The organism is Candidatus Babeliaceae bacterium (genome assembly GCA_041660765.1).
Taxonomy (GTDB): Bacteria; Babelota; Babeliae; order Babelales; family Babelaceae; genus JBAZVR01.
Genome location: JBAZVR010000001.1, coordinates 321,609 through 341,904 on the forward strand (window position 1 = coordinate 321,609; position 20,296 = coordinate 341,904).

Consider the following 20,296-nt stretch of genomic DNA (forward strand, 5'->3'; position numbering starts at 1 on the left):
CCTCATCATGTGACGGTTGTTGTAGGGTTTGGTCTGGCAGAATGTAGATTCCATATATCAGCGTAGTATAATTCTTTTTCAAAAACCTTTTGTATCTCCTGAGGATATCCTTTGAGTATATCTTTTAGAGTATAGTACGTAATGTGTCGCGGAATCTCTGAAAAGGGCCTCAGTAAATTTGCGTATACATACAATAAACGTTTAAACCATGTTTCATTTTTTTCTTCATACGCGTCAGGATCATCAATCGACACTTGGTCAAGTTGGTTCGGCATCTCCGTTTGTACGTATTGTTCAAGCCAATGAGAATTGCAGCATGCCCCTATATATAGCTTATTGTCTTTCGGAATGAAGGCATCGCGAATAAAAGCAGGGTCGGTAAACCATATCTGAATACTGCCCTTTTGAATAAAATGTTGTTGGTCAAGACACGTAATAATTGTATGCCAAAAAGTGTTACAATATTCTTTTTCAGTAAAAAGTTTTTTTACTATAACATTATATTTTTTTGCAATACACGCCATCTTTTTGATAGTGCGTATTTGAAGAATATCTTTATGCCCATATATTTTATAATCTACCTTATCGTATTTTTTGTTTTCAACAGCCAGTATGGCGTCGTCAAAATAAGACACATTATTATCGGATTTAATATTGCCTGCCTCAATTGCTACAAAAAATATGATATGGCGCATAATATCGTCTGGAACTTGCGATAGATAGTCTTGATTTTGCACCATAGCATGCACTGTGCCAGCATATAAAAAAATATAGGCTATTATTTTTTTTATCGCGGTCATGTTAAGCGTTTCTGTGTGAAATAGTATTGCATATTTTTGCCAGTGTTTGTTCAATAGTAAGATGTGTTGTGTCGACTATAATACTGTCAGATGCAGGTTGTAATGGTGCGTATGCGCGAGTGCTGTCGCGTAGATCACGTTGTGTAAGCGCAGCGAGTGCTTCTGCAAAAGTAAAATTATTATTATGTTGTTGTTGATCTTTTTGCCAACGTGCTGCACGTACTTCTGCATCAGCGGTAATAAAAAATTTATAATCTGCCTTATCAAAAACAACAGTGCCAGAATCTCTTCCCTCTACTACAGAAATTTTTTTATCGAGCACCAGCTGTTTTTGGTACGTAGATAACGCATCTCTTATAATCGGGGATTGGCTTGCCAGAGATGTTAATTGATCGATGGTGCTTGATTTCAAAATGCCATCGAGCACTGTATTTTTAAATACAATACGAGCGCCGTTATTACTATCATAGGTATACGCAAAATCATGCAAGAGTGTGTTAACGTTCTCGTCAGTAAGCGTATGTATTGTTTTTGCCGTATAACCATATTGTGTGTGCAATAAATAGGCGAGTCCGCGATATAAGAGACCTGTATACAAATAATACGCGTTAAGCTGTTGTGCAAGAACACGCGCAACTGAAGATTTGCCACTTGCTGCTGGTCCGTCAATTGTTATTATGATATGCATACGTCGATACCTGTAAATTCTATATTTTTTCTGTCACGCCAATAATTTTCTGTCACCTGAACAACCATATCACAGGGCTGATTAACACTATTTTCTAATAAAGGCATCAGATCGGGTCTATTAAAAAATATAACCGGTTTAATAATGCCGTCTGCAAAAATAGTACACTTTACATGCAGTTCTTTAAGCAGCGTTGGTTTATCTAATAAACTTACCTGTTTGAGTATAAAGCGCGGCTGTGGGTTTTCGCAGCCGAATGGCTCTAATAGAGCACAATCAGATAATAATTTTTCATTAGTTTCTGGTAGTGTCAGATGCGCATCAATGGTAATTTTGTGTTGCAAATCTTCGGGTGATAATTGCTGATTAATAAGCGTCGTTAACCGTTCTTTTAATAATTCTATATGCTCAGTTTTTAATGAAAGTCCTGCGGCTACGGTATGTCCGCCAAAAGTCAGTAATATATCCCGCACATCATGTAGCGCATTAAACATATTAAATTCTGGAATTGAACGGCATGAGCCTTTTGCAATACCTGATGATGTGAGATGCAATAATATTACTGGGCGACAATACTGGCCGACAAGACGAGAAGCGACCAGCCCTATGACACCGGATGGCCATGATGCTGATCCTGCAATAATAACTTTATCAGTTTCTATATTTATTTTTTTCTCTGCAATAGCCTGTTCAATGTCTTGTAATACTTTTTTTTCTATACTTTTACGTGCCTCATTTAATTCTCCGAGCGTTTTGCCAATACGTACGGTTTCTTGTTGATCAGAACCTATAAGAAAAGCTACTCCTTCGCGTGGATCTTCAAGCCTGCCAAGAGCATTAATTTGCGGTGCAATAAAAAATCCAATATCAGTTGATGATAAGTGTGGTTTAGTGACACGCGCATTGTTTTTAAGTACTTCAAGAGAAAAACTTTTTATACCATTAATTTTATGAAGCCCTTGTTGCACCCAATAACGATTTTCGCCGGTTAATGGTACTACGTCAGCAACAGTACCTAACAATAGCAATTCATATACTTTTTCGGGTAATTGTTTGCCTAGTTGTTCATACAGTAATGACATAATTTTGAAACTAATGCCGACGCCGGCAAATTTTTTATAAGGGTAAGCACATTCTGTTTGATGTGGGTCAATAACGGCATAGGCGTTTGGCACGGCTTCATGCGGCTTGTGGTGGTCAGTGATAATAACGTCTACCCCCAATTTTTGAGCCAATAGTACGGGCTCAAATGCGGTAATGCCATTATCAACGGTAATAATCAATTTATAATTATTGCGCGCGGCACGTTCTACGGTTTTAAGCGATAATCCATATCCATCATGCACTCGATGCGGTAGAAAAAAATTAACCTGCGCGCCCAAGGGCAGTAAGCAGATCAGCATGAGCGCAGAAGAAGTAATGCCATCAACGTCATAATCGCCCGCGATTAATATTTTTTCTTGATTATTAATTGCTTCTATAATTCGAGCAACTGCTTTTTGGGCATCTTTCAACAATATTGGATTGCCGACATCTTTTTCTTGCGAGGTAAAAAGAAAAGATTCAAAATCTTGTTCGCTGATATATCCACGATTGACCAATGCCTGGACAATGGGGAATGAAAGATTATATCGTAAAACAAGTTTGCTGATCAGTTCAGTATCATACTTGGGGAGTTTCCACAAATATTTAGCACCGGCAATGATCATATTTTTCTTTTGAGCGTGGGAAATAAAATAACTTCTTTAATAGAAGTAGTGCCGGTTGCTATCATGACAAGGCGGTCAATGCCAATTCCTACCCCCACAGTTGGCGCGAGTCCATGTTGCAGAGCATTGATATAATCTTCATCATAATGCATCGCTTCTTCATCTCCAGCCGCATGCGCTTTTACTTGTTCTTTAAATCGTTCTGCCTGCTCAAAAGGATCATTTAACTCATTAAAACCATTGCTAATTTCCATGCCTGCTATAAAGAGCTCATAACGTGCAGCATATTCAGGATTTTTTGCATCACGCTTTGCAAGTGGAGAAATTTCGAGCGGATAATCTATAATATACGTTGGCTGAATGAGCAACGTTTCTACGGTATGTTCAAAAAGAGCAAATATTTTTTGTCCATACGACGCTTCTTTATTTTCTATGGTAACGTCATGTTTTTTTAACGTAGCATCAATGGTTGTTGGTGTAAGTTCTGCGTCGGTAATCGAACTGTATTTGACAATTGCTTGTTGTGCGCTGAGTTTGTCGAATGGTTTTTCAAAATCAACAGTATGGTTACCAAACGTAACGTGTAATGTTCCGCAGGATTCTTGCATGACCGTGCGTAGCATATCTTCGACAAAGCTCATGCCGTACTGATAATCGTGGTATGCCATATAAAATTCAAGCATGGTAAATTCTGGATTGTGTCGTGTCGAAACGCCTTCATTGCGGAAGTTGCGATTTATTTCATACACGCGTTCATAGCCACCAATAATCAATCTTTTTAAATACAATTCTGGTGCAATACGTAAGAAAAATTTTTCATTAAGCGCGTTGTGATGCGTAACAAACGGGCGTGCTGCCGCTCCACCTGGAATGGGGTGCAGCATGGGAGTTTCTACTTCCATAAAATCATGTGTATCGAGATAGTTGCGTATTAACCTGATAATTGCGGAGCGTTTTTTAAAACGTTCACGTGTTTCTGGATTGGTCATCAAATCAAGATACCGTTGCCGATATTTGGTTTCTATGTGCGTAAGCCCATGAAATTTTTCTGGAAGAGGGAACAAGCATTTGCTTAAGAGTTCAAATTGAGCGACCTCTAATGTTATTTCGCCCATATGTGTTTTAAAAGATCGGCCATGGCATGATATAATGTCGCCAATGTCGATCATGGTATTAAATAATGCAAACAGCGCGTCGCCGATAATATCTTTTTTAAGATAAATTTGTAATGATCCGGATCTGTCTTGTACAGTGGCAAATATTGATTTTCCGTGACTACGAATGGCTAGTATCCTACCAGCAATAGTATAATTTTTACTTTCTGTTCCTGCCTCAAATTCATCACGCACCTGCTGACACGTTTCGGTTATGGTTACATTATGTGGCCAAGGCTCTATGCCTTGGTTTCTCAATGTATCAACTTTTTTAACCCGCTGTTCGTGCTCTTGAGAGTGGAGTGTTTCTAGGTCATCGTGGGGAGGAATAATATTTTTGGTCATAGTATTAATCTTGCTACATAAACGTTAAAAATTACAGAATCTTTACTCACTATATCATAAAACAGTATTATTTTGAAAAAAAGAGGTTGTGATGAAGTGTTGGTTGGCAGTATGTTTGATGCTATGCGGTACAAGTGTTGCGTATATCCCCTTTAATCCCATTATAACTGATAAAGGCCTCCCGGTTGTGTGGAAAGGCGAAAATTCTGGCATTGTTGGCTGGCTTGATGTTTTTTTTACCGTTGGTCAAGAAATTAAGCGCACAAATCGTGTCATGGCAATTAAGCTGTTTGCTGATAATAGTATTATCTTTGTTCACCCAGCAAATCCAAATGTGCCGCTGCCAAAGGGTTTGTATCTATGGCAAAGCGGATGGGATTTTTGGAAAGGGGGCAAAAAACCACATCAGGTTGATGGGCTTATACTGAAAGCCGGCTTTGAGCAATCTGAGCAAAATAATTATTTTAAAAATCTGTATTGTTCTGGTTCTACGGGCCAGGGCGTTGGAAACAGTCTATTTCGGTTTGCAGATACGACAATGAAGGTCTGGACGAGTACAAAAGATAACAAAGTATGGGTTGCTACTGATGCAAGACATGATTATCCATCGCTAGAGGTCGAAAATATTTTTAAGTGGGATAAGCGGGATAAGGATGCTGCTGAATTACCAGTTCCCGAAAATCGTTTTTTCAGACAGGGTCTCTTTTATGGCATTATGGGTGTCACAGAAGAATATTTTAGAGAATTAAGTCGTGACCAATTTGGCAAAGTTAGGTTGCCACATACAATGTTTCCATTGCCCTGGGAAGTTGAAAATCAAGAACTTGAAAAATATTTTCCCGGTAGATCGCTTGTTCCACGTCCCGAAACATTTAAAATTTTGAAATTACAAGATTTATATACACAGGCGAAAGAATTGCTGCAAAAAACGCCTGATGGCAAGGGCAAGCTATCAATTATCAATGGCTATGAGTTATTTGAGCAGATGAATGCGCGTCAAGCGACCGATATTCGTTTTTTGCAGTCTCAGTCAGAAAATGTTGATGCGGTGTTTCAATTAGCGTCAAATTTTAATGATTTAGAAGGTGGCGTGGGGGATCCGACTCATTTAGTAGAGTCTATGATGTATCGGCCAGCGCAGGGGGAAGAAGCGTGCCTGGCAACATTAGGAGCTGCCATACTGCGTAAATATTGGATTAATGAAATTAAGCCAATTAACATCTTACAGGATCTTCCACATGTTGAAGTTAATGCTGTCGGTAGAATAATAAAAATTACCCAGAAGCTTACGGAGGCTGATATACCAAAAATAGCCGTAGGTCTGCAGCAAGATGTGCCTGTTTCTAGCGGGTATTTTCGTGGATTTAGTGGTAGGTATCCTGGATATGAAAATATAGAAGATTCTTCGGTGAAAGATAGGGTCACATTTCTCTATAAATCAGGAGCAGTTGTCTCTGGACGTGATCCTCTTAATATATTTAATTCTGTGGTTGCGCCCCAAAATATCAATCAGGTCTTTACAGCTGCATTAGATGTTAATATGAAAAATAAAGGTGCTATTAATGATCCCCAGTCGGCGCAAATACTTCTTAAAGCAGCATATCAGGGGACTCTATTAGCCGCAGCGGTGAGTGGCAAAAAGAAGCTTTTTTTAACCCTGGTCGGCGCTGGAGCGTTTAAAAATGAACTAGAATGGATCAATAATGCCCTAGAATCAAACTTTACCGTAGATGGCCGTATGATAACTTTAGCGGAAATTATTGCCCGTGCAGGGTTAGAAGTGATTATTGTTATTCACTCCGACCCTCGTCCTGACCGTGTTCAAGACATAATTAAGCGTAAGGATTTTATAAAGCGGCTTGTTGCTCTTAATGATACAGTTCAGGCATTTAATCAAAAACCAAATTTTGCTGATACGCTCGGCACGCAGCCACTTTTGACGCTTTTTAATGATCTATCGGTGCTTTCAGCGCTGATGTAAGATAACTGTTGCAAGAACTATCAAAAATAGCATAAAATTTTCCTAAACAAATTTGTGTTCTTGGGAGAATGTGTATGATAGTGCGGCAAAAAATTTTACTCTTAATTGTGTATGTTTCTTTAGCTCATGGTATAACGCCATTGGCAGATCAAATAACCTTAACGCCAGAAGAACAAGTTCTTTTTAATACATATTCGTTTGATGAACTCTTCGCTCGCGGAAGAGCGTGTAAGGTTGCCGGCGAAGTTACTCAAGCTATACAGTATTTAAAACCTGCTGTATTAAAAAGACCGCGCGATTGGCCGGCTAATTGGGACTTGGGCGATATGTATTTAGCTCAAGGTGATTTTGCGCGGGGTCTTGCCGGCTTCAGATTTAGATGGCAACATGAGCAGCTCTATAAAACACAATTATGGCGTGGCGAAGATCTCAGTAATAAAACAATTCTTGTATATTGTCAGTGGGGTTTCGGTGATACGTTCATGTACTTGCGGTATCTTGCAGAATTGAAAAAATTAGGTGCAACAGTTATCTGTTGCGTTCAAAAACCACTGGTCAACATAGTGAGTTATTGTCCCTTTATTGATCGCGTGATTACCAGTAATGATACAAAGCCCGCTTTTGATTATCAAGTTCCCATTACCTATCTTCCCGAAGTTTTTAATACAACCATCGATACGATTCCACATCAGGTCCCGTATATGTTTGTCGATGATCAGTATATACAACAATGGGCGCCTGCAGGTGACAGCAAAAAAGCATTAAAAATTGGTATTTGTTGGCAGGGTGCGCTACGTGAAGACGCTCAAACGGCTAATAGGTCAATAAAGTTATTAGACTTATTGCCTGTTATAGCGATTCCTGGTGTTGAGATATATTCTTTGCAGCAGGGATATGGTGCTGATCAAATTGAAGATTTGCCAAAAAATTATCATATTGTCACATTTGGTGAAAATTTTGATAAAGGGCACGGTGCGTTTGTTGATACCGCAGCGGTGATAAAAAATCTTGATCTTGTCTTAACTATTGATACGTCTATTGCACATCTCGCTGGCGCACTAGGCGTCCCTGTTTGGGTTATGCTGCAGTACGCCAGCGAATGGCGTTTTTTTTTAAACCGATCTGATTCTCCCTGGTATCCAACTATGCGTTTATTTCGCCAGACGCAGCAGAGTGATTGGTCGCCGGTTATACAAGAAGTAGTTCATGCGCTCCACATTAATTAAAATCTGGTAAGCGTATTGGTTCATATTCAAATGCATGATATTTTTCTTCACCAGTTTCAGATGGATAAGATATTACCGAAAGATGCTTGATAGGTGTCTTGCCACTTACGAAATATTTACATTCCGTCCCATTAACTATATACGGTATTTCGGTTGTTGTAGCGTCGATATCAAATGCGCTCGTATCGCCGCTGGCAATTATTTTACCGAAAACTGTTACTTTACTCTGTGCAGTATTATTCAAAACTGTCATTTGTTGTTTTTTTGCTGGCTCTGAATCAACAATCATGTCTAATTCAAAGTCTTTTTGAATTGTCAAGATAAAGGGTCTGCCATAAGCAACAAATTTGGGTAGAAACTTTTCTACTGTTAAAATAGCGCCGTCACCGTTAGTTTTACTATGTGATATGCATTGTCTTATTTTTTTATTATCAAGAAACGTATTATTTGATTTTAGCATTATTGTCTGGCCAGCCTTTACTAAGGCGATGAGTTCCACCGTATCCGTAATCATCGTCTTTCTCTTTTTGCTATAAGTTATTTTGTTAAAGTATATTGGCCTATCGCTTTCATTTGTTATCTGACTAACGATAGCAGTAGTGGGTGTATTCTTTTTTGTAGTATTATCCATGCTATGTAAGTTTATAATTGCAATAATATTTAAAAAAAATAATTTACGTTTCATAAATGGTTCCTATGAAAAAAAATTAAATAGAATGTTTTGCGAAATTAATTATAATGTAAGATTACAAAAAAGTCATGAAAATTTTTGCTTATATGTGCTGCGCTAGAATAAGAAGGTCTTTGTGCAGTGTCTCATATAGGGCAGGAATATTTTTGCTTATTAAAAAATGGTAAATCTCTTCATGTTTTTTATCATTTGCTATAGACAGAGGGGTTTGTCCGGTTGGGTATTGTATCGTACTATGTGCGCCGTGTGCCACAAGATTTTTTACGACATCCAAGTGATTGCGATCAATTGCATATGCTAATGGGGTGTAGCCGGTATTATTTATTGCATCAACAGTCGCATTGTGTTGCAATAATAATTGTACCATATCAGCGTTTCCATAAAATGCTGCGTTATGCAGAGGGGTACTCTTGTCAGGGGCTTTTTGATTAACATCTGCTTTTGCCGTGATCAGTAATTCGGCAATGTTTTTGTTTTTTCTTGCAATAGCCATATATAAGGCAAAGTCCCCATTGCTTTCTGTAAGATTGACATCAATATTCGGCGCTTTGAGTAGTTCTTTGACTGCTTTTTCATTTTGCTCGATTACGGCAAACATAAGGGGGGTGTATTTTTTATTGTTTTGTTTATTTACATGTATTTTTTTTGATATGAGCAGCGGGATAATATCGGGGCGATTTTTTTGAACAACTAAATGGAGTAAATTGTTGCCATTTTTTGTAGTAATATTATTTATATTATCGTCTATTTTAAGTGCTGCTGTAAGTTTTTCTTGAATAGTTTTGATTGGTTCTTTTGATCCTATTGATTTTAATAGCGCTGCTACCTCATTGTTACATACGGTTGACCATGTTATACATGCTACTATCATGCTGATTTTATATTTCATATGTATCCCACGTATAAGTTATTGTTTTTGTAATCAGTGAAGCACGGTGCACGGGAAAAAATCTATAAAAAAGAGCCCGGTTTTTAGGCCGGGCTCTGCATTGGTTGTTAAGCAACTACTTTTTTTGCGGTCCGCATTGAGCGAGAACTTCTTTCACTGTTGGTGAAAGAGGGTAATAATAATTTTCTGAAAGTGCTTCTTCTTCTTTCATAATCTTGTCAAATGGAAGAGCGGTGAATACACCTTCTGTTGTTTTTATGGTCAAGAAACCAGTTGAACAACTTTTCTTGAGCACTTTACGTAGCTCTTCGAGCGTTTTAACGCGTTCTCCATTAACTTCTTTAATAACTGCACCGGCGCCGATGGTACGTGATTGAGATGCCGTTGATTCACCAAATATGTTGGTAATAATTATCGCAGGCTCCATTTGGTGTTTAAGTTCCATATAATGGGCAAGTTCTGGTGCACGTTGTAACAGTAATGGTAGATGATTGAGCGTCAGTTGCATAATAACCAAGCCACCAATAATCTCATATTCAATTTTTTCGTACGCTGGATATATGCCTCTCACCGGTGCAAGCTCAGAATGTCCAAAAGTAAGAACGAGTTCTTTTCGTTTTCCGTTGCGGTAGACAACTAATTTTATTTTATCTCCCAGCATAAGACGAGTTACATAATCGACGATCGATATTTTGTCTTCATTCCAAGAAACATTCATTTCTCCAAAGACATCAACTTTATGTCCATCAATTTCATAAATCATATCATTGGGAAGAACTCCAGCCTTATGTAATGGGCTACCAGTGTATGTTTCTACAACGTAGAGGCCACCAGGAGGCGGGTTGCCCAAGAATTTGGTGAGACTGTCAGTGCCATTATTAAAGAGCACGCCCAAAAATGGTTTGCGTAAAAATTTAGCACCAGAGGTTTCTGGCATTTGTTCAAGTTGTCGTAAAAAAAGTTTTACTTCATTGCTTGGAATAATATAACCGACATTTTGCACTCCGCCGCCAAATATTCCTGCACTATTAACACCTATTACTAAACCATTAATATCTAGTGATGGGCCGCCAGAGCTACCTGGATTGATGGGAGCGCTAATTTGGATCATGTAGTGACCGTCGATGTGTTGGCGTCCACTGACAACACCGGTAGTACTTTTTAATGATTCTTGGCCTAATGGATATCCCAGTGCCATAATTTCATCTGAGCGATGCACAGAATCAGAGTCTCCGAGACTGAGTGTTGGAATTTTACCCAGTATGCTTGTCAATTTTTCGAGTTCTCCCGGTGCAAGCCGTAGTAATGCAAGATCACGTTCTGGGCTGACTCCGACTAACGTAGCGCAAAAACGTTCTTTGCCTGTGTGGGGAATTTGTATAGTAATAAGTCGCGCCTCATTAATAACATGAGCGTTAGTGATAATAAGACCATCTTCTGATATAAAGAAACCCGTTCCTGATACCTGTCCTTGATTGGGTGATTTATAGGGTTCTAGCCAATTAAATTGAGAAATGTGTGCAAAGATTTGTACCACGGTATCTTTGGTGTGTGATTGTAAATCATTCCAGCCATTTGTAGTGGGCTTATTGATCGCCGCGTCACCAGTTGCTGGTCGTAGGTTGGAAAAATCTTGCTTGAGTTGTTCTATAAGACTCTTTTGGTGGCATTGTTGATCGTACATATAATACATGGTATAACCAGTTGCTAGCAAAATACCTGCTAGTAGTATCGATGAAATTATTTTCATGATGGGCCCTTATGGTAAAATTATTGATCAGGTTAGATTATAATAAACTTTTTATTTTGTCATTTATGTCGGTAATGTTTTTGTTGTGATAATGATACCAGAAAAACAGCCAAGACTCGCATAGGTGATCCATAAATTACTAATTCCATAACTAAGTAGGGGGAGCGGGATTCCAACGACAGGAAGTAATCCCATAACCATACCAATATTAATGAGCGTAGAAATAATAATATGAATGATAAGCCCACTCGCTAATAATTGAGCGTAAAAGTTTTTTATGGTAAGAATTTGTTGAAACAGCCGTGCAAAAAGTACAAGATATAAAAATATGATAAGCAGCGCTCCGGCAAATCCCCATTCTTCGCAGATGACCGAAAAAATAAAATCAGTACGTGATTCTGGCAAAAATTGTAATTTATTTTGCGTGCCGTTCAAAAAGCCTTTGCCTATTAATCCGCCCGAGCCTATGGCGATTTTTGATTGTTCGATATGATAACGTTCTTTTTGCCGTTCACCTTCCCCCAAAAAAACAGCGATTCTTTTTTTTTGGTAAGGTTTTAATAATGTCCAGGTGATTGGAGCAGAAATAAGAAAAAGAATGCCGGCGGCGATAAAAAATTTTTTATTAAGGCCGCTTAACCATAACATGATGCTGCTGGTAAATAAAATAATCAGCGCTGTTCCAAGATCTGGCTGTTTACGGATAAGCAACGTGCTTATGATTAGAATAATGATAATAGGGCCATAGGTATGGAGCGTGAGATCATGTTTTTTTTCTGTCATGAGATAGTAGCTAAAAAAACCTGGGAAAAAAAGTTTTGCGAGTTCTGATGGCTGAAATTTGATAATACCAATATTGATCCATCGTTGTGCGCCCATGCCAATGCTACCCTTAATGATAGTTAAAAAAAGAAGGCCGACGATGCCAAAGTACAAGATATAAGAAATTTGCTGCACAGCGCGATAATCAACATAACACATGACGCAGTATAATATGATTCCCGATACAATGCCGAACGCCTGCTTTTTAAAAAATAATGAGTATGGTATAGCGGCTTTGAAGGTAGCGCTAAAAACAAACAGCAGGCCCAGGCATGAAAGAGTCATAATGAGGGCAAACGTTATCCAATCGAAATAACATAAAAACCGGCGATTATTTGAGGTCATACTATCTCTGATGGAAGTTCATGTTGAACAAGCATGTGTAAAAAAGCGGTGTAATGGGCATGATAAAAATCGCGACGAGTTGTTTCGATAACCTGCCACATGGAATTGGTAATTTCATGACTTGTTAAAAATGCGCGCCAACACTCTTTATTAACGGTGCGATAATGTGTATCCATGGCGACAAAAGAAGATACAAAAAAGCTCTGAAAATAATTGCCAAACGCCGAAAACATACGAGCGCCACCGGCAATTTTTTTGGTGGATGATTGTTGCTGCAAAAGTTGTGCCACCGTTTTAATATGGTCTTTAACGAGTTGCCAAGAAGCAAGACTTTGTGCTTGAGTTCCCAATGCTTGTGAAATTGCTGTACGAGCATTGTTTTTTATTTTTTTTATTGCATCAAGGTGTGCTTGATTATCCAAAATGTGGCCGTTAATAATGGCATCTGTACATTGTGTATAATTTTTGTTTGTTGTGCGATAGGCGTGCATGATGGAGCAAAAATGAGCGCGTGATTCTAAAAGATCTGTATCTGATACATCGTTGGGCATAATTCTTGAAGGATTGAGGCGTGTATCGATGATATTTTCACTCAATTGCCAACCAAGTGTTATGTCTTTAATAAATGCTTCTTGCGCTTGCAGGGTTAGCAATGATCTTTGGTGCGACCAATATAAGAGACTTACAATGAGTTGGGCGTCATGTGGCGACATGTTCTGATAATCGAATGATGCTGCCCACGTGTGAGCCTGTTTGGTGAAGTCGTTTGAGAAAAGTTGTTGGGAAAGTGTTGATAGTAAGATAAGAATAACTGTGTATTTCATTAACGTACTCTCATGTAAAAAATGGTCGGGGTGGCCAGACTCGAACCGACAACCCCTCGCTCCCAAAGCGAGTGCGCTACCAATTGCGCCACACCCCGATTAATAATTGATAAGTTTATGGTCTTTTAAAATAATTTCAACTTTTTTTTGGGGTGAATGGTGGGGATCGAACCCACGACCCTCAGAACCACAACCTGATGCTCTACCAACTGAGCTACATTCACCATGCAATTTCTTTGTACAGTATAGGTTTTTTATAGTAAAAATCAACCAATAAACTAAAAAAATTATTTTTTGTTGGTTTCTTCTATAATTCTTCTCGTATGACCTATAACTGCTCCCAAAAACAGATTCCCCATTGCTTCGTTTGTTACATCAGCTGTATCAGTGACATCTTTGAGATCTACTGCCAAACCACGTACTGCCTGAATAATGTTTTCTAGGTGACGAATTTTAGATGATAGCATGAGATTGCTTTCTTCCATTGCCTGAACTTTTTCACAATTATCTTCATATTGTTTTTTATATTGCCTATAAATTTCCATATGCTGGTTTTTCAATTCGGCAATTTCTTGCTGATGCAGAGGCAGTTTGTTTTTTTGATACCAATCTTCATGTGAGCTATTGCGCCTGTCTTCTGCAAGTCGCTCAATTTCTATGTGTTGTTTTCGCGCTTCTATTGCTTGGTTTGTTTGTCTGATGGCTAATTCGCGACTTTGATTTTCTTCTATGAGCTGGCGAGCTTCTGCATTTTTACGTTGTGCGATAGCTTTATTTTCTTGTATTTTTCTTTTTTCATACTGCTTGACATCTATTTGATATTCCCTAGAGTGTGAAAGATTTTCAATGTCTTGTGCAAGAGTTCGTGCGTGATTTTGAGCGAGATAAACGAGCTCTTTGTTGCTTATTAATCCACTCGTGCCCGTGGTTATGCCATTTTGTAAGCGGTGAGGTTGCTTTTCAGCATCCTTAATTAAAGTAACAATTTTTGCATAATCAGAAGCCATTTGTTTTTTGAGCGTAACGTACGGAAATGTTTTGGCGCAATTTTTGACATCAAGATATTGTCGTTGATGGTTTTTCATAACCTCATCACGTAGTAATATATAGGGCCGCTCATCTTCTACAAGCTTGCTCAGATTGAACAATTGCTTAAGGAGTATTTCTGATTGTTCAAGACTCTTTTTTCTTTTAAAATCTGCTTGCTCACTTGTTTTTTCGAGTGCATATACGCTATTGTTAAGTTTTTTTAACTGTTCAAGCTCTTGATCTAATGCTTGTTTATAGGTGTTATAATTACGTATTTCTACTGAAGTATGTTGTATTTGACCCTGTAGACTTGCTTGGCTTGCGAGTGCCGCAAGCTCTGTTTTGTATTTTTGTTGCAATTCAGCGATTTTTATTACAAGAGCGCCACTGTCTTGCCGCGCTTGGTTTTCTTGTGAATTAGAGCCCCAAGCATATCCAGCTGCGCCGGTTCCAACCATTCCCACGGCGCCAATAATTACGCCTAGTATAGCATTATCGGGCCAATCGGCTTTGATCAGTGGGCTAGTGGCGATTAAGCCACTTAATAAAATAATGTGTATATTTTTCATAATAAAATTCTTATTTATTGAGGGTTATAAATGGGGTAGCGCTGCCGGTTACGGTGGGAAGGACGCCGTTCCATTTTTCGATAGCTTTAGCTTGTGTTTCTATTTCTTGCAAGCGAATAAGTTCTGGCGTTACAGCCTCTTTTCTCACTTTAAGCGAAAACGCTTCGGCTTCAGCCCGCATGCGTGATTGTAACGCTTCTTCGCGCACTTTTTCGGTGAGATTTTTTGCTTGTTTTGCGCGTTGTTCAGCTATTTGCTTGTCCTCCACTGCTTTAATAAAGTCATGGGAAAAATCCAAATGGGTAAAGTTAAAATCAATCAAAATAATGTGGCGCGCTTTTAAACGTTGTGCCAATTCACTAATAACAAGATCTTTGGCCTCATGCCGACGTTGAATCAGGTCTTCTGCTGTGAATTTTGCTATAACCGCTTTGACGCTTTCTTGCGTGAATGGATCTATGATAATTTTTTCATATTCTGAGCCGATTGTTTTAAAGAGCTCTAATGCGTCGTCAACTTTATAGTTCACCACCATGCCAACGCTGACCGGTTGAAGATCTTTTGACATTGCTTTCGTTTCTATGTCAGGAAATGCTTTTCTGATACGAACGTCAAATTTTGCGATGCTATCTATGAGCGGGATTTTGAAATAATAACCCGATTCATGCGTTTGTTCGATGATTTTCCCAAGCCGTGTGTGAATCGCGTAAAAACCGGGATTAACGGTATAGAAAAAATCCTGAGCGAATAAAATTGCTAATAAGAATGATCCAATAATTCCGACAACAAAAATAATTGGTTTGATCGATTGTTGTGGTGATTGATGATATGTGTAGTTCATACTGATACCCGTTGATTATGTGCGTTGTAATTCTGTTTTTAGAGTATCATGAGGGGCGAAAAAGTAAATAAGAGCACCTATTTACGCCTCTTTTTAAAAATATTTTTTTCTGTTATGCTATTTAAATACTATACTTGGAAAAAAACTTTTAATATTTTCTAATGGAGAATTGTAATGCGTAATAAAAAAATACGAGTTATCGGTGCTCGAGAACACAATCTTAAAAATATTACGGTGGAAATTCCGGTAGGGGCTTTTACGGTTGTAACAGGGCCGTCTGGATCTGGTAAAAGTACGCTTGCGTTGGATATTCTGTTTGCAGAAGGGCAGCGCCGTTATATGGAATCGTTATCTTCTTACGCGCGTCAATTTTTGGGTATGCCAAAAAAGCCTGATGTTGATCGCATTGAAGGATTGTGCCCCGCTATTGCTATAGAACAAAAAACGGTAGGTGCTAATCCACGATCAACCGTAGGGACGATTACCGAAATTTATGATTATCTTCGTGTGCTTTTTGCACGTATCGGAACAGCTCATTGCGTTGGCTGTAGCCAAAAAATTCAACCAACATCACCGCAGCATATTGCTGTATTGGTTCAAGAAAATTTTAATAAAAAACTTATTACCGTTGCGGCACCATTAGCACTTCATAAAAAAGGTGAATTTGCGCATCTGCTAGAAAAGTTTTTTGATGATGGGTATCATAAGTTTATTATTGATGGGGTGCGCATTACTGCTCAATCAAAAGACGATATTAAGGCGCTTAAGCTCAAAAAAACATTAAACCATTCTATCGATGTTGTTATAGATACACTTGAAGTTTCCCCAGAAGAAGCTCCGCGCTTGTTAGATGCTCTAGAAAAGGCATTTAATGCATCTCAGGGGCTTGCGAAAATTGTTGTCGATGAGCAAGACTATGTATATTCGTCGTTGCGTACGTGCGTAACCTGCGCTTACTCTTTCCCTGAGCTTGAACCGAGAATTTTTTCATTTAATTCACCATTAGGAGCTTGTGGCACGTGTCATGGGCTTGGTGTTTCATTAAGCTATACATGGGGAACGCTTTCTGAGTCGTCCGTGCGGGATGTCGAGTCTTTTGCAGTAGCTCAACCATGTTCTACCTGTAAGGGGAGAAGATTGCAGGCAGCAGCATTAGCAGTAACGGTTGGTACTAAAAATATTTATGAACTGGGCGAATTGTCTATTGAAGATTTGTTAACTTTTTTTAATACGCTTGAATTAACCGTAGATGAGCGTGTTATAGCCGATAGACTGCTTCAGGAAATTATTAATAGATTGCAGTTTCTTAATAATGTTGGTCTGTCGTATTTGTCATTAAATAGAACGGCTCGTACGCTTTCTGGAGGCGAAGGTCAGCGTATTCGTCTTGCAACGCAAATTGGGTCTGCTTTAAGCGGCGTTTTGTACGTGCTTGATGAGCCGAGTATTGGCTTGCATCAGAGAGATAATGATAGATTGATTGATACCCTAAAAGCATTACGTGATCAGGGTAATACCGTTATTGTGGTTGAACATGATCATGATACCATGTTGCATGCTGATTATATTATCGATATGGGGCCAGCAGCCGGTGTTTTGGGTGGATCTGTTGTTGCTCAGGGGACGCCACAAGAAATTATGGCTAACCCTGCATCGTTAACCGGGGCTTATTTATCGGGACGGTCAAAAATTGTTCGTCAGGGGCCTCTACGTAAGCCTAAGGGCTTTCTTACTATTAATAACGCGCAGGCACATAATCTTCGCGATATTACAGTCAAATTCCCGTTGGGCGTACTTTGTGGTGTTTCTGGGGTGTCCGGTTCTGGTAAAAGTTCTCTTATTATGGAGGAGCTGGTGCCGAGTATTCATGCTGCTCTCATGTATAAGCGCAAAGCCTTACAGGTAAGCAAGATTGAAGGAGTAGAGCTTATAGATAATCTTGTCGTGATCGATCAATCCCCTATTGGGCGGACTCCTCGGTCTAATCCGGCCACGTACTTAGGTATTTTTGATGAAATTAGAAAGCTTTTTGCATCTTTACCAGAAAGTAATGTTCGTGGCTATCAGGTTGGGCGTTTTAGCTTTAACGTTGGTCAAGGGCGCTGCTCCGAGTGTAATGGCGAGGGGAATATTACTGTTTCTATGCATTTTTTACCTGATGTTATTATGGTTTGTAGTCGATGCAAAGGGTCCCGTTATAATGCTCAAACGCTAGAAATTACCTATCGGGGCAAAAATATAGCCCAAATACTGGCTATGACGGCCAGGGAAGCGACTGAGTTTTTTGCTGCCCATACCCCGTTATATAAGCGACTGTCGCTGATGTGTGACGTGGGGCTTGATTATGTGCAGCTTGGACAGCCTTCTACGACCCTATCGGGTGGCGAGGCTCAGCGTATTAAGCTGGTTGATGAGCTTGCCAAGCGAGGGAATAAAACCCTTTATATTCTCGATGAGCCTACCACGGGGCTTCATGCTCATGATATTGAGCGACTTTTAGGAGTCTTTAATAGGCTGATTGATAAGGGTAATTCTATCATAGTTATTGAGCATAACCTCGATGTACTGAAGATTGCTGACTATATTATTGATCTTGGTCCTGAGGGTGGTAATAAGGGTGGTTATGTGGTTGCCCAGGGTACGCCGGAACAGGTTGCCCAGGTCAAAGCAAGCCATACGGGCCGCTATTTGAAGAAAATTTTACAATAATTTATTTCTAGTATATAATTAACTAGAGGTAAATTATGAAAAAAATAAACGCAATTTATTGTATTATTATTTCTATATGCACTATTGGTGCCAGTTTTTCTCAGAAAAATCCGGCGCCAGAAGTGTTGGTCCGTGATTTGCACAATCGTAATTGTTCTGTTGAACAGTTTGTTAAAGAAGAATTGCGAAAAGATTATAATACTGCGCTTGAAAGCCTTAAAAAAGAATTTAAAATCACTGACAATCAGATTGAATCCGTGCAGCGATTCAAAAAATATATTAATGCTAACGCTATTGGTCAATGTGCAGTAAAAATAGGTACTTCTGTACGTGAAGCTATGCCTCAAGAAGTAAATTTTATAAATAATAAAATCAGCAAAGTATGCTCGAATTTTTCATTCAAGCAGTGTTTGGGGGTTTTATTTGTACCAGAGTCGCAATTAAGAGGCAAAGATATTTATGTGTGTACTTCGAGTCAATGGGAATATAAACAAAGGCGTTTTGAGCTTGAAAAAAATATTCCTGGTCCAGTGCTTTTATATCTAACAGCATCTCATCAGAATCTGAGCGCAGAGGCGCAGGCTGGATCTCTTAATCGGCAGATAGGCGGTCATGCCAAGTATGGGAGCGCTATTGAAATAGAATTGCTTGTCGATCTCATTCAGTTTATCAATAAAAATATTACTGAAGATAAAATTCACGAATCAGATTCTTTTAAAGCATTGTGCGATTTTTATGAAGTGAGAGCTGATCGTGTTCCTGCAGCACAAGGTTTTAATTTGGCGCATGAAATAGAAGCGTATCTTGCAACACGTGGCGAAAAATGCGCTGCACGTTTAGAAAAAGTTAAAGAAATTGGATTATTGCTTCGCGCAGAGCAGCAATTTATTAATAAAAAATTTGGCGGGGCTGGTACGTATGAAAAGTACGGCGATCCGGCATATGAAAAAGCATTTATAAAGTGGTCAGAGCAAAATAGAAAGTAAATCATGAAAAATAAGATATATAAAAGCGTATTTTTTTGGGTTGTATTAGCCTTTGCGATTATAGGATTGGCGATTACTGCTGGAGCTCCGGAGGGGATTTCTTTGGCTAATGTGCAGGCGTTGCAATCAAAATATAGACAAGAGGCTGCGCGTGCTACGCTTATTAAGCGATCTGTTCAAGTTGCTACCGTTGGTGCATTGGTTGGCGCTTGTATTTATCTATGGTCACAACCGAATGATACAGTGACTCTGGGGCGCAGTGATATCGATAGTCTTACAGAAAGAATTAGCGTACTCGAAAAAATAGTTAATCTTTCGGCATATGCCAATACATTAAAAAGTATCCCTTGGGGGCAATGGTTAAAAAATAAAGTATTTTCTTTTAAAAACATGTTGATAGGCACTGCTATATATGCCGTTAATATCGGAGCGTATGATTATAGTAAATATATGATAGGCTCGTTTTTTGGGCAGCGTACCTGCGTAAGTTTTATCGCATCCAATACTAGATTACATGACGCCTTTAACGATCTTTTTAGATATGCGATATCTTATGAAAAACTGACCGATGCGTCTGAAAAAGAAGCGGTACAAAAACTTATTCAAGTTGGCCTGTATCTTGCCATACAAGATTGCGAAAAAGTATTAGGGTACATGAACTTTTCGCTAGAAAAATTATCAGATAATCGTTTTGAACATGTGCAGTATAACAATATACGTAAACGCATTGAACAGCATGTTGCCAAATTATGTGATGCGGCAAAAACACTTGATGTACGTAATGATGGTGATCAATTGTTTTCTACTACGGTACTTGCAGTACATAACGATATAACAGCTGAGCTGAAAAGCTGCGAATCACTTGAAAAAATAGCGCACGCGTAATTATGACAAAATCGCAGGTTTGCGTTATAGTATAAAGAAAAATTTTATACCTC

General features: G+C 38.9%; 16 protein-coding genes and 2 tRNA genes. 5 read left to right on the forward strand and 13 right to left on the reverse strand.

Going from position 1 to position 20,296, the window contains the following annotated elements; genetic code table 11:
* Nucleotides 1-5: 5 nt before the first annotated feature.
* The 4 genes from WC707_01740 to lysS are packed head-to-tail and all read right to left on the reverse strand — an operon-like array spanning nucleotide 6 to nucleotide 4,696.
* Nucleotides 6-800 carry a hypothetical protein gene (locus tag WC707_01740; protein MFA6065882.1) on the reverse strand — a complete coding sequence of 265 codons (795 nt, stop codon included), beginning with the start codon at nucleotides 798-800 and terminating at the stop codon, nucleotides 6-8.
* A gap of 1 nt (nucleotide 801) precedes the next feature.
* Nucleotides 802-1,488, reverse strand: coding sequence for a (d)CMP kinase (gene cmk / locus WC707_01745; protein MFA6065883.1), 687 nt, complete (start codon nucleotides 1,486-1,488; stop codon nucleotides 802-804).
* The gene (recJ, locus tag WC707_01750) at nucleotides 1,476-3,197 is read right to left on the reverse strand and encodes a single-stranded-DNA-specific exonuclease RecJ (GenBank protein ID MFA6065884.1); all 1,722 of its coding nucleotides are present in this window, start codon (nucleotides 3,195-3,197) and stop codon (nucleotides 1,476-1,478) included. The genes cmk and recJ overlap by 13 nt, the downstream gene beginning before the upstream one ends.
* Nucleotides 3,194-4,696, reverse strand: a complete 1,503-nt coding sequence (gene lysS / locus WC707_01755; protein MFA6065885.1) for a lysine--tRNA ligase — start codon at nucleotides 4,694-4,696, stop codon at nucleotides 3,194-3,196. Before lysS ends, recJ begins: the two co-directional genes overlap by 4 nt.
* A 91-nt stretch (nucleotides 4,697-4,787) precedes the next feature.
* Here lysS and WC707_01760 point away from each other — a divergent pair, with 91 nt between their 5' ends.
* Nucleotides 4,788-6,677 carry a hypothetical protein gene (locus WC707_01760; protein MFA6065886.1) on the forward strand — a complete coding sequence of 630 codons (1,890 nt, stop codon included), beginning with the start codon at nucleotides 4,788-4,790 and terminating at the stop codon, nucleotides 6,675-6,677.
* Between the two features lie 74 nt (nucleotides 6,678-6,751).
* Complete coding sequence (locus WC707_01765; protein MFA6065887.1) at nucleotides 6,752-7,903, forward strand: hypothetical protein; 1,152 nt, start codon at nucleotides 6,752-6,754, stop codon at nucleotides 7,901-7,903.
* Here WC707_01765 and WC707_01770 read toward each other — a convergent pair.
* The 9 genes from WC707_01770 to WC707_01810 all read right to left on the reverse strand — a co-directional run bounded on the left by WC707_01770 (nucleotide 7,896) and on the right by WC707_01810 (nucleotide 15,663).
* Nucleotides 7,896-8,588 carry a hypothetical protein gene (locus WC707_01770; protein MFA6065888.1) on the reverse strand — a complete coding sequence of 231 codons (693 nt, stop codon included), beginning with the start codon at nucleotides 8,586-8,588 and terminating at the stop codon, nucleotides 7,896-7,898. The genes WC707_01765 and WC707_01770 overlap by 8 nt on opposite strands.
* A gap of 88 nt (nucleotides 8,589-8,676) precedes the next feature.
* Entirely contained in the window at nucleotides 8,677-9,483 is an 807-nt protein-coding gene (locus WC707_01775) for an ankyrin repeat domain-containing protein (protein ID MFA6065889.1), read from the reverse strand.
* 115 nt (nucleotides 9,484-9,598) lie between these two features.
* Nucleotides 9,599-11,233 (reverse strand): trypsin-like peptidase domain-containing protein, encoded by a 1,635-nt coding sequence (locus tag WC707_01780; GenBank protein ID MFA6065890.1) that lies wholly within the window; start codon nucleotides 11,231-11,233, stop codon nucleotides 9,599-9,601.
* 63 nt (nucleotides 11,234-11,296) lie between these two features.
* On the reverse strand, nucleotides 11,297-12,400 hold the full coding sequence (gene rodA, locus WC707_01785) for a rod shape-determining protein RodA (GenBank protein ID MFA6065891.1): 1,104 nt from the start codon (nucleotides 12,398-12,400) through the stop codon (nucleotides 11,297-11,299).
* Complete coding sequence (locus WC707_01790; GenBank protein MFA6065892.1) at nucleotides 12,397-13,224, reverse strand: hypothetical protein; 828 nt, start codon at nucleotides 13,222-13,224, stop codon at nucleotides 12,397-12,399. Before WC707_01790 ends, rodA begins: the two co-directional genes overlap by 4 nt.
* Nucleotides 13,225-13,246: 22 nt before the next feature.
* Nucleotides 13,247-13,322, reverse strand: a tRNA-Pro gene (locus WC707_01795).
* A 50-nt stretch (nucleotides 13,323-13,372) separates the two neighbouring features.
* Nucleotides 13,373-13,448 (reverse strand) — tRNA-His (locus tag WC707_01800).
* A 63-nt stretch (nucleotides 13,449-13,511) separates the two neighbouring features.
* The gene (locus tag WC707_01805) at nucleotides 13,512-14,822 is read right to left on the reverse strand and encodes a hypothetical protein (GenBank protein ID MFA6065893.1); all 1,311 of its coding nucleotides are present in this window, start codon (nucleotides 14,820-14,822) and stop codon (nucleotides 13,512-13,514) included.
* A 10-nt stretch (nucleotides 14,823-14,832) separates the two neighbouring features.
* Nucleotides 14,833-15,663: a prohibitin family protein gene (locus tag WC707_01810; protein ID MFA6065894.1), complete on the reverse strand. Its 831-nt coding sequence runs from the start codon at nucleotides 15,661-15,663 to the stop codon at nucleotides 14,833-14,835.
* A gap of 174 nt (nucleotides 15,664-15,837) precedes the next feature.
* Here WC707_01810 and uvrA point away from each other — a divergent pair, with 174 nt between their 5' ends.
* The 3 genes from uvrA to WC707_01825 are packed head-to-tail and all read left to right on the forward strand — an operon-like array spanning nucleotide 15,838 to nucleotide 20,243.
* Nucleotides 15,838-18,372: an excinuclease ABC subunit UvrA gene (uvrA, locus tag WC707_01815; GenBank protein MFA6065895.1), complete on the forward strand. Its 2,535-nt coding sequence runs from the start codon at nucleotides 15,838-15,840 to the stop codon at nucleotides 18,370-18,372.
* A gap of 35 nt (nucleotides 18,373-18,407) precedes the next feature.
* Nucleotides 18,408-19,358 carry a hypothetical protein gene (locus tag WC707_01820; protein ID MFA6065896.1) on the forward strand — a complete coding sequence of 317 codons (951 nt, stop codon included), beginning with the start codon at nucleotides 18,408-18,410 and terminating at the stop codon, nucleotides 19,356-19,358.
* A gap of 3 nt (nucleotides 19,359-19,361) precedes the next feature.
* Nucleotides 19,362-20,243, forward strand: coding sequence for a hypothetical protein (locus WC707_01825; protein MFA6065897.1), 882 nt, complete (start codon nucleotides 19,362-19,364; stop codon nucleotides 20,241-20,243).
* Nucleotides 20,244-20,296: the final 53 nt, after the last annotated feature.

Excerpts from the sequence above, each read along its gene's own strand:
- WC707_01790 (MFA6065892.1), bottom strand. The coding sequence starts at position 13,224 with ATGAAATACACAGTTATTCTTATCTTACTATCAACACTTTCCCAACAA.
- WC707_01775 (MFA6065889.1), bottom strand. The coding sequence starts at position 9,483 with ATGAAATATAAAATCAGCATGATAGTAGCATGTATAACATGGTCAACC.
- WC707_01740 (MFA6065882.1), bottom strand. The coding sequence starts at position 800 with ATGACCGCGATAAAAAAAATAATAGCCTATATTTTTTTATATGCTGGC.
- recJ (MFA6065884.1), bottom strand. The coding sequence starts at position 3,197 with ATGATCATTGCCGGTGCTAAATATTTGTGGAAACTCCCCAAGTATGAT.
- WC707_01765 (MFA6065887.1), top strand. The coding sequence starts at position 6,752 with ATGATAGTGCGGCAAAAAATTTTACTCTTAATTGTGTATGTTTCTTTA.
- lysS (MFA6065885.1), bottom strand. The coding sequence starts at position 4,696 with ATGACCAAAAATATTATTCCTCCCCACGATGACCTAGAAACACTCCAC.
- WC707_01805 (MFA6065893.1), bottom strand. The coding sequence starts at position 14,822 with ATGAAAAATATACACATTATTTTATTAAGTGGCTTAATCGCCACTAGC.
- rodA (MFA6065891.1), bottom strand. The coding sequence starts at position 12,400 with ATGACCTCAAATAATCGCCGGTTTTTATGTTATTTCGATTGGATAACG.
- uvrA (MFA6065895.1), top strand. The coding sequence starts at position 15,838 with ATGCGTAATAAAAAAATACGAGTTATCGGTGCTCGAGAACACAATCTT.
- cmk (MFA6065883.1), bottom strand. The coding sequence starts at position 1,488 with ATGCATATCATAATAACAATTGACGGACCAGCAGCAAGTGGCAAATCT.
- WC707_01825 (MFA6065897.1), top strand. The coding sequence starts at position 19,362 with ATGAAAAATAAGATATATAAAAGCGTATTTTTTTGGGTTGTATTAGCC.
- WC707_01780 (MFA6065890.1), bottom strand. The coding sequence starts at position 11,233 with ATGAAAATAATTTCATCGATACTACTAGCAGGTATTTTGCTAGCAACT.
- WC707_01820 (MFA6065896.1), top strand. The coding sequence starts at position 18,408 with ATGAAAAAAATAAACGCAATTTATTGTATTATTATTTCTATATGCACT.
- WC707_01810 (MFA6065894.1), bottom strand. The coding sequence starts at position 15,663 with ATGAACTACACATATCATCAATCACCACAACAATCGATCAAACCAATT.
- WC707_01760 (MFA6065886.1), top strand. The coding sequence starts at position 4,788 with ATGAAGTGTTGGTTGGCAGTATGTTTGATGCTATGCGGTACAAGTGTT.
- WC707_01770 (MFA6065888.1), bottom strand. The coding sequence starts at position 8,588 with ATGAAACGTAAATTATTTTTTTTAAATATTATTGCAATTATAAACTTA.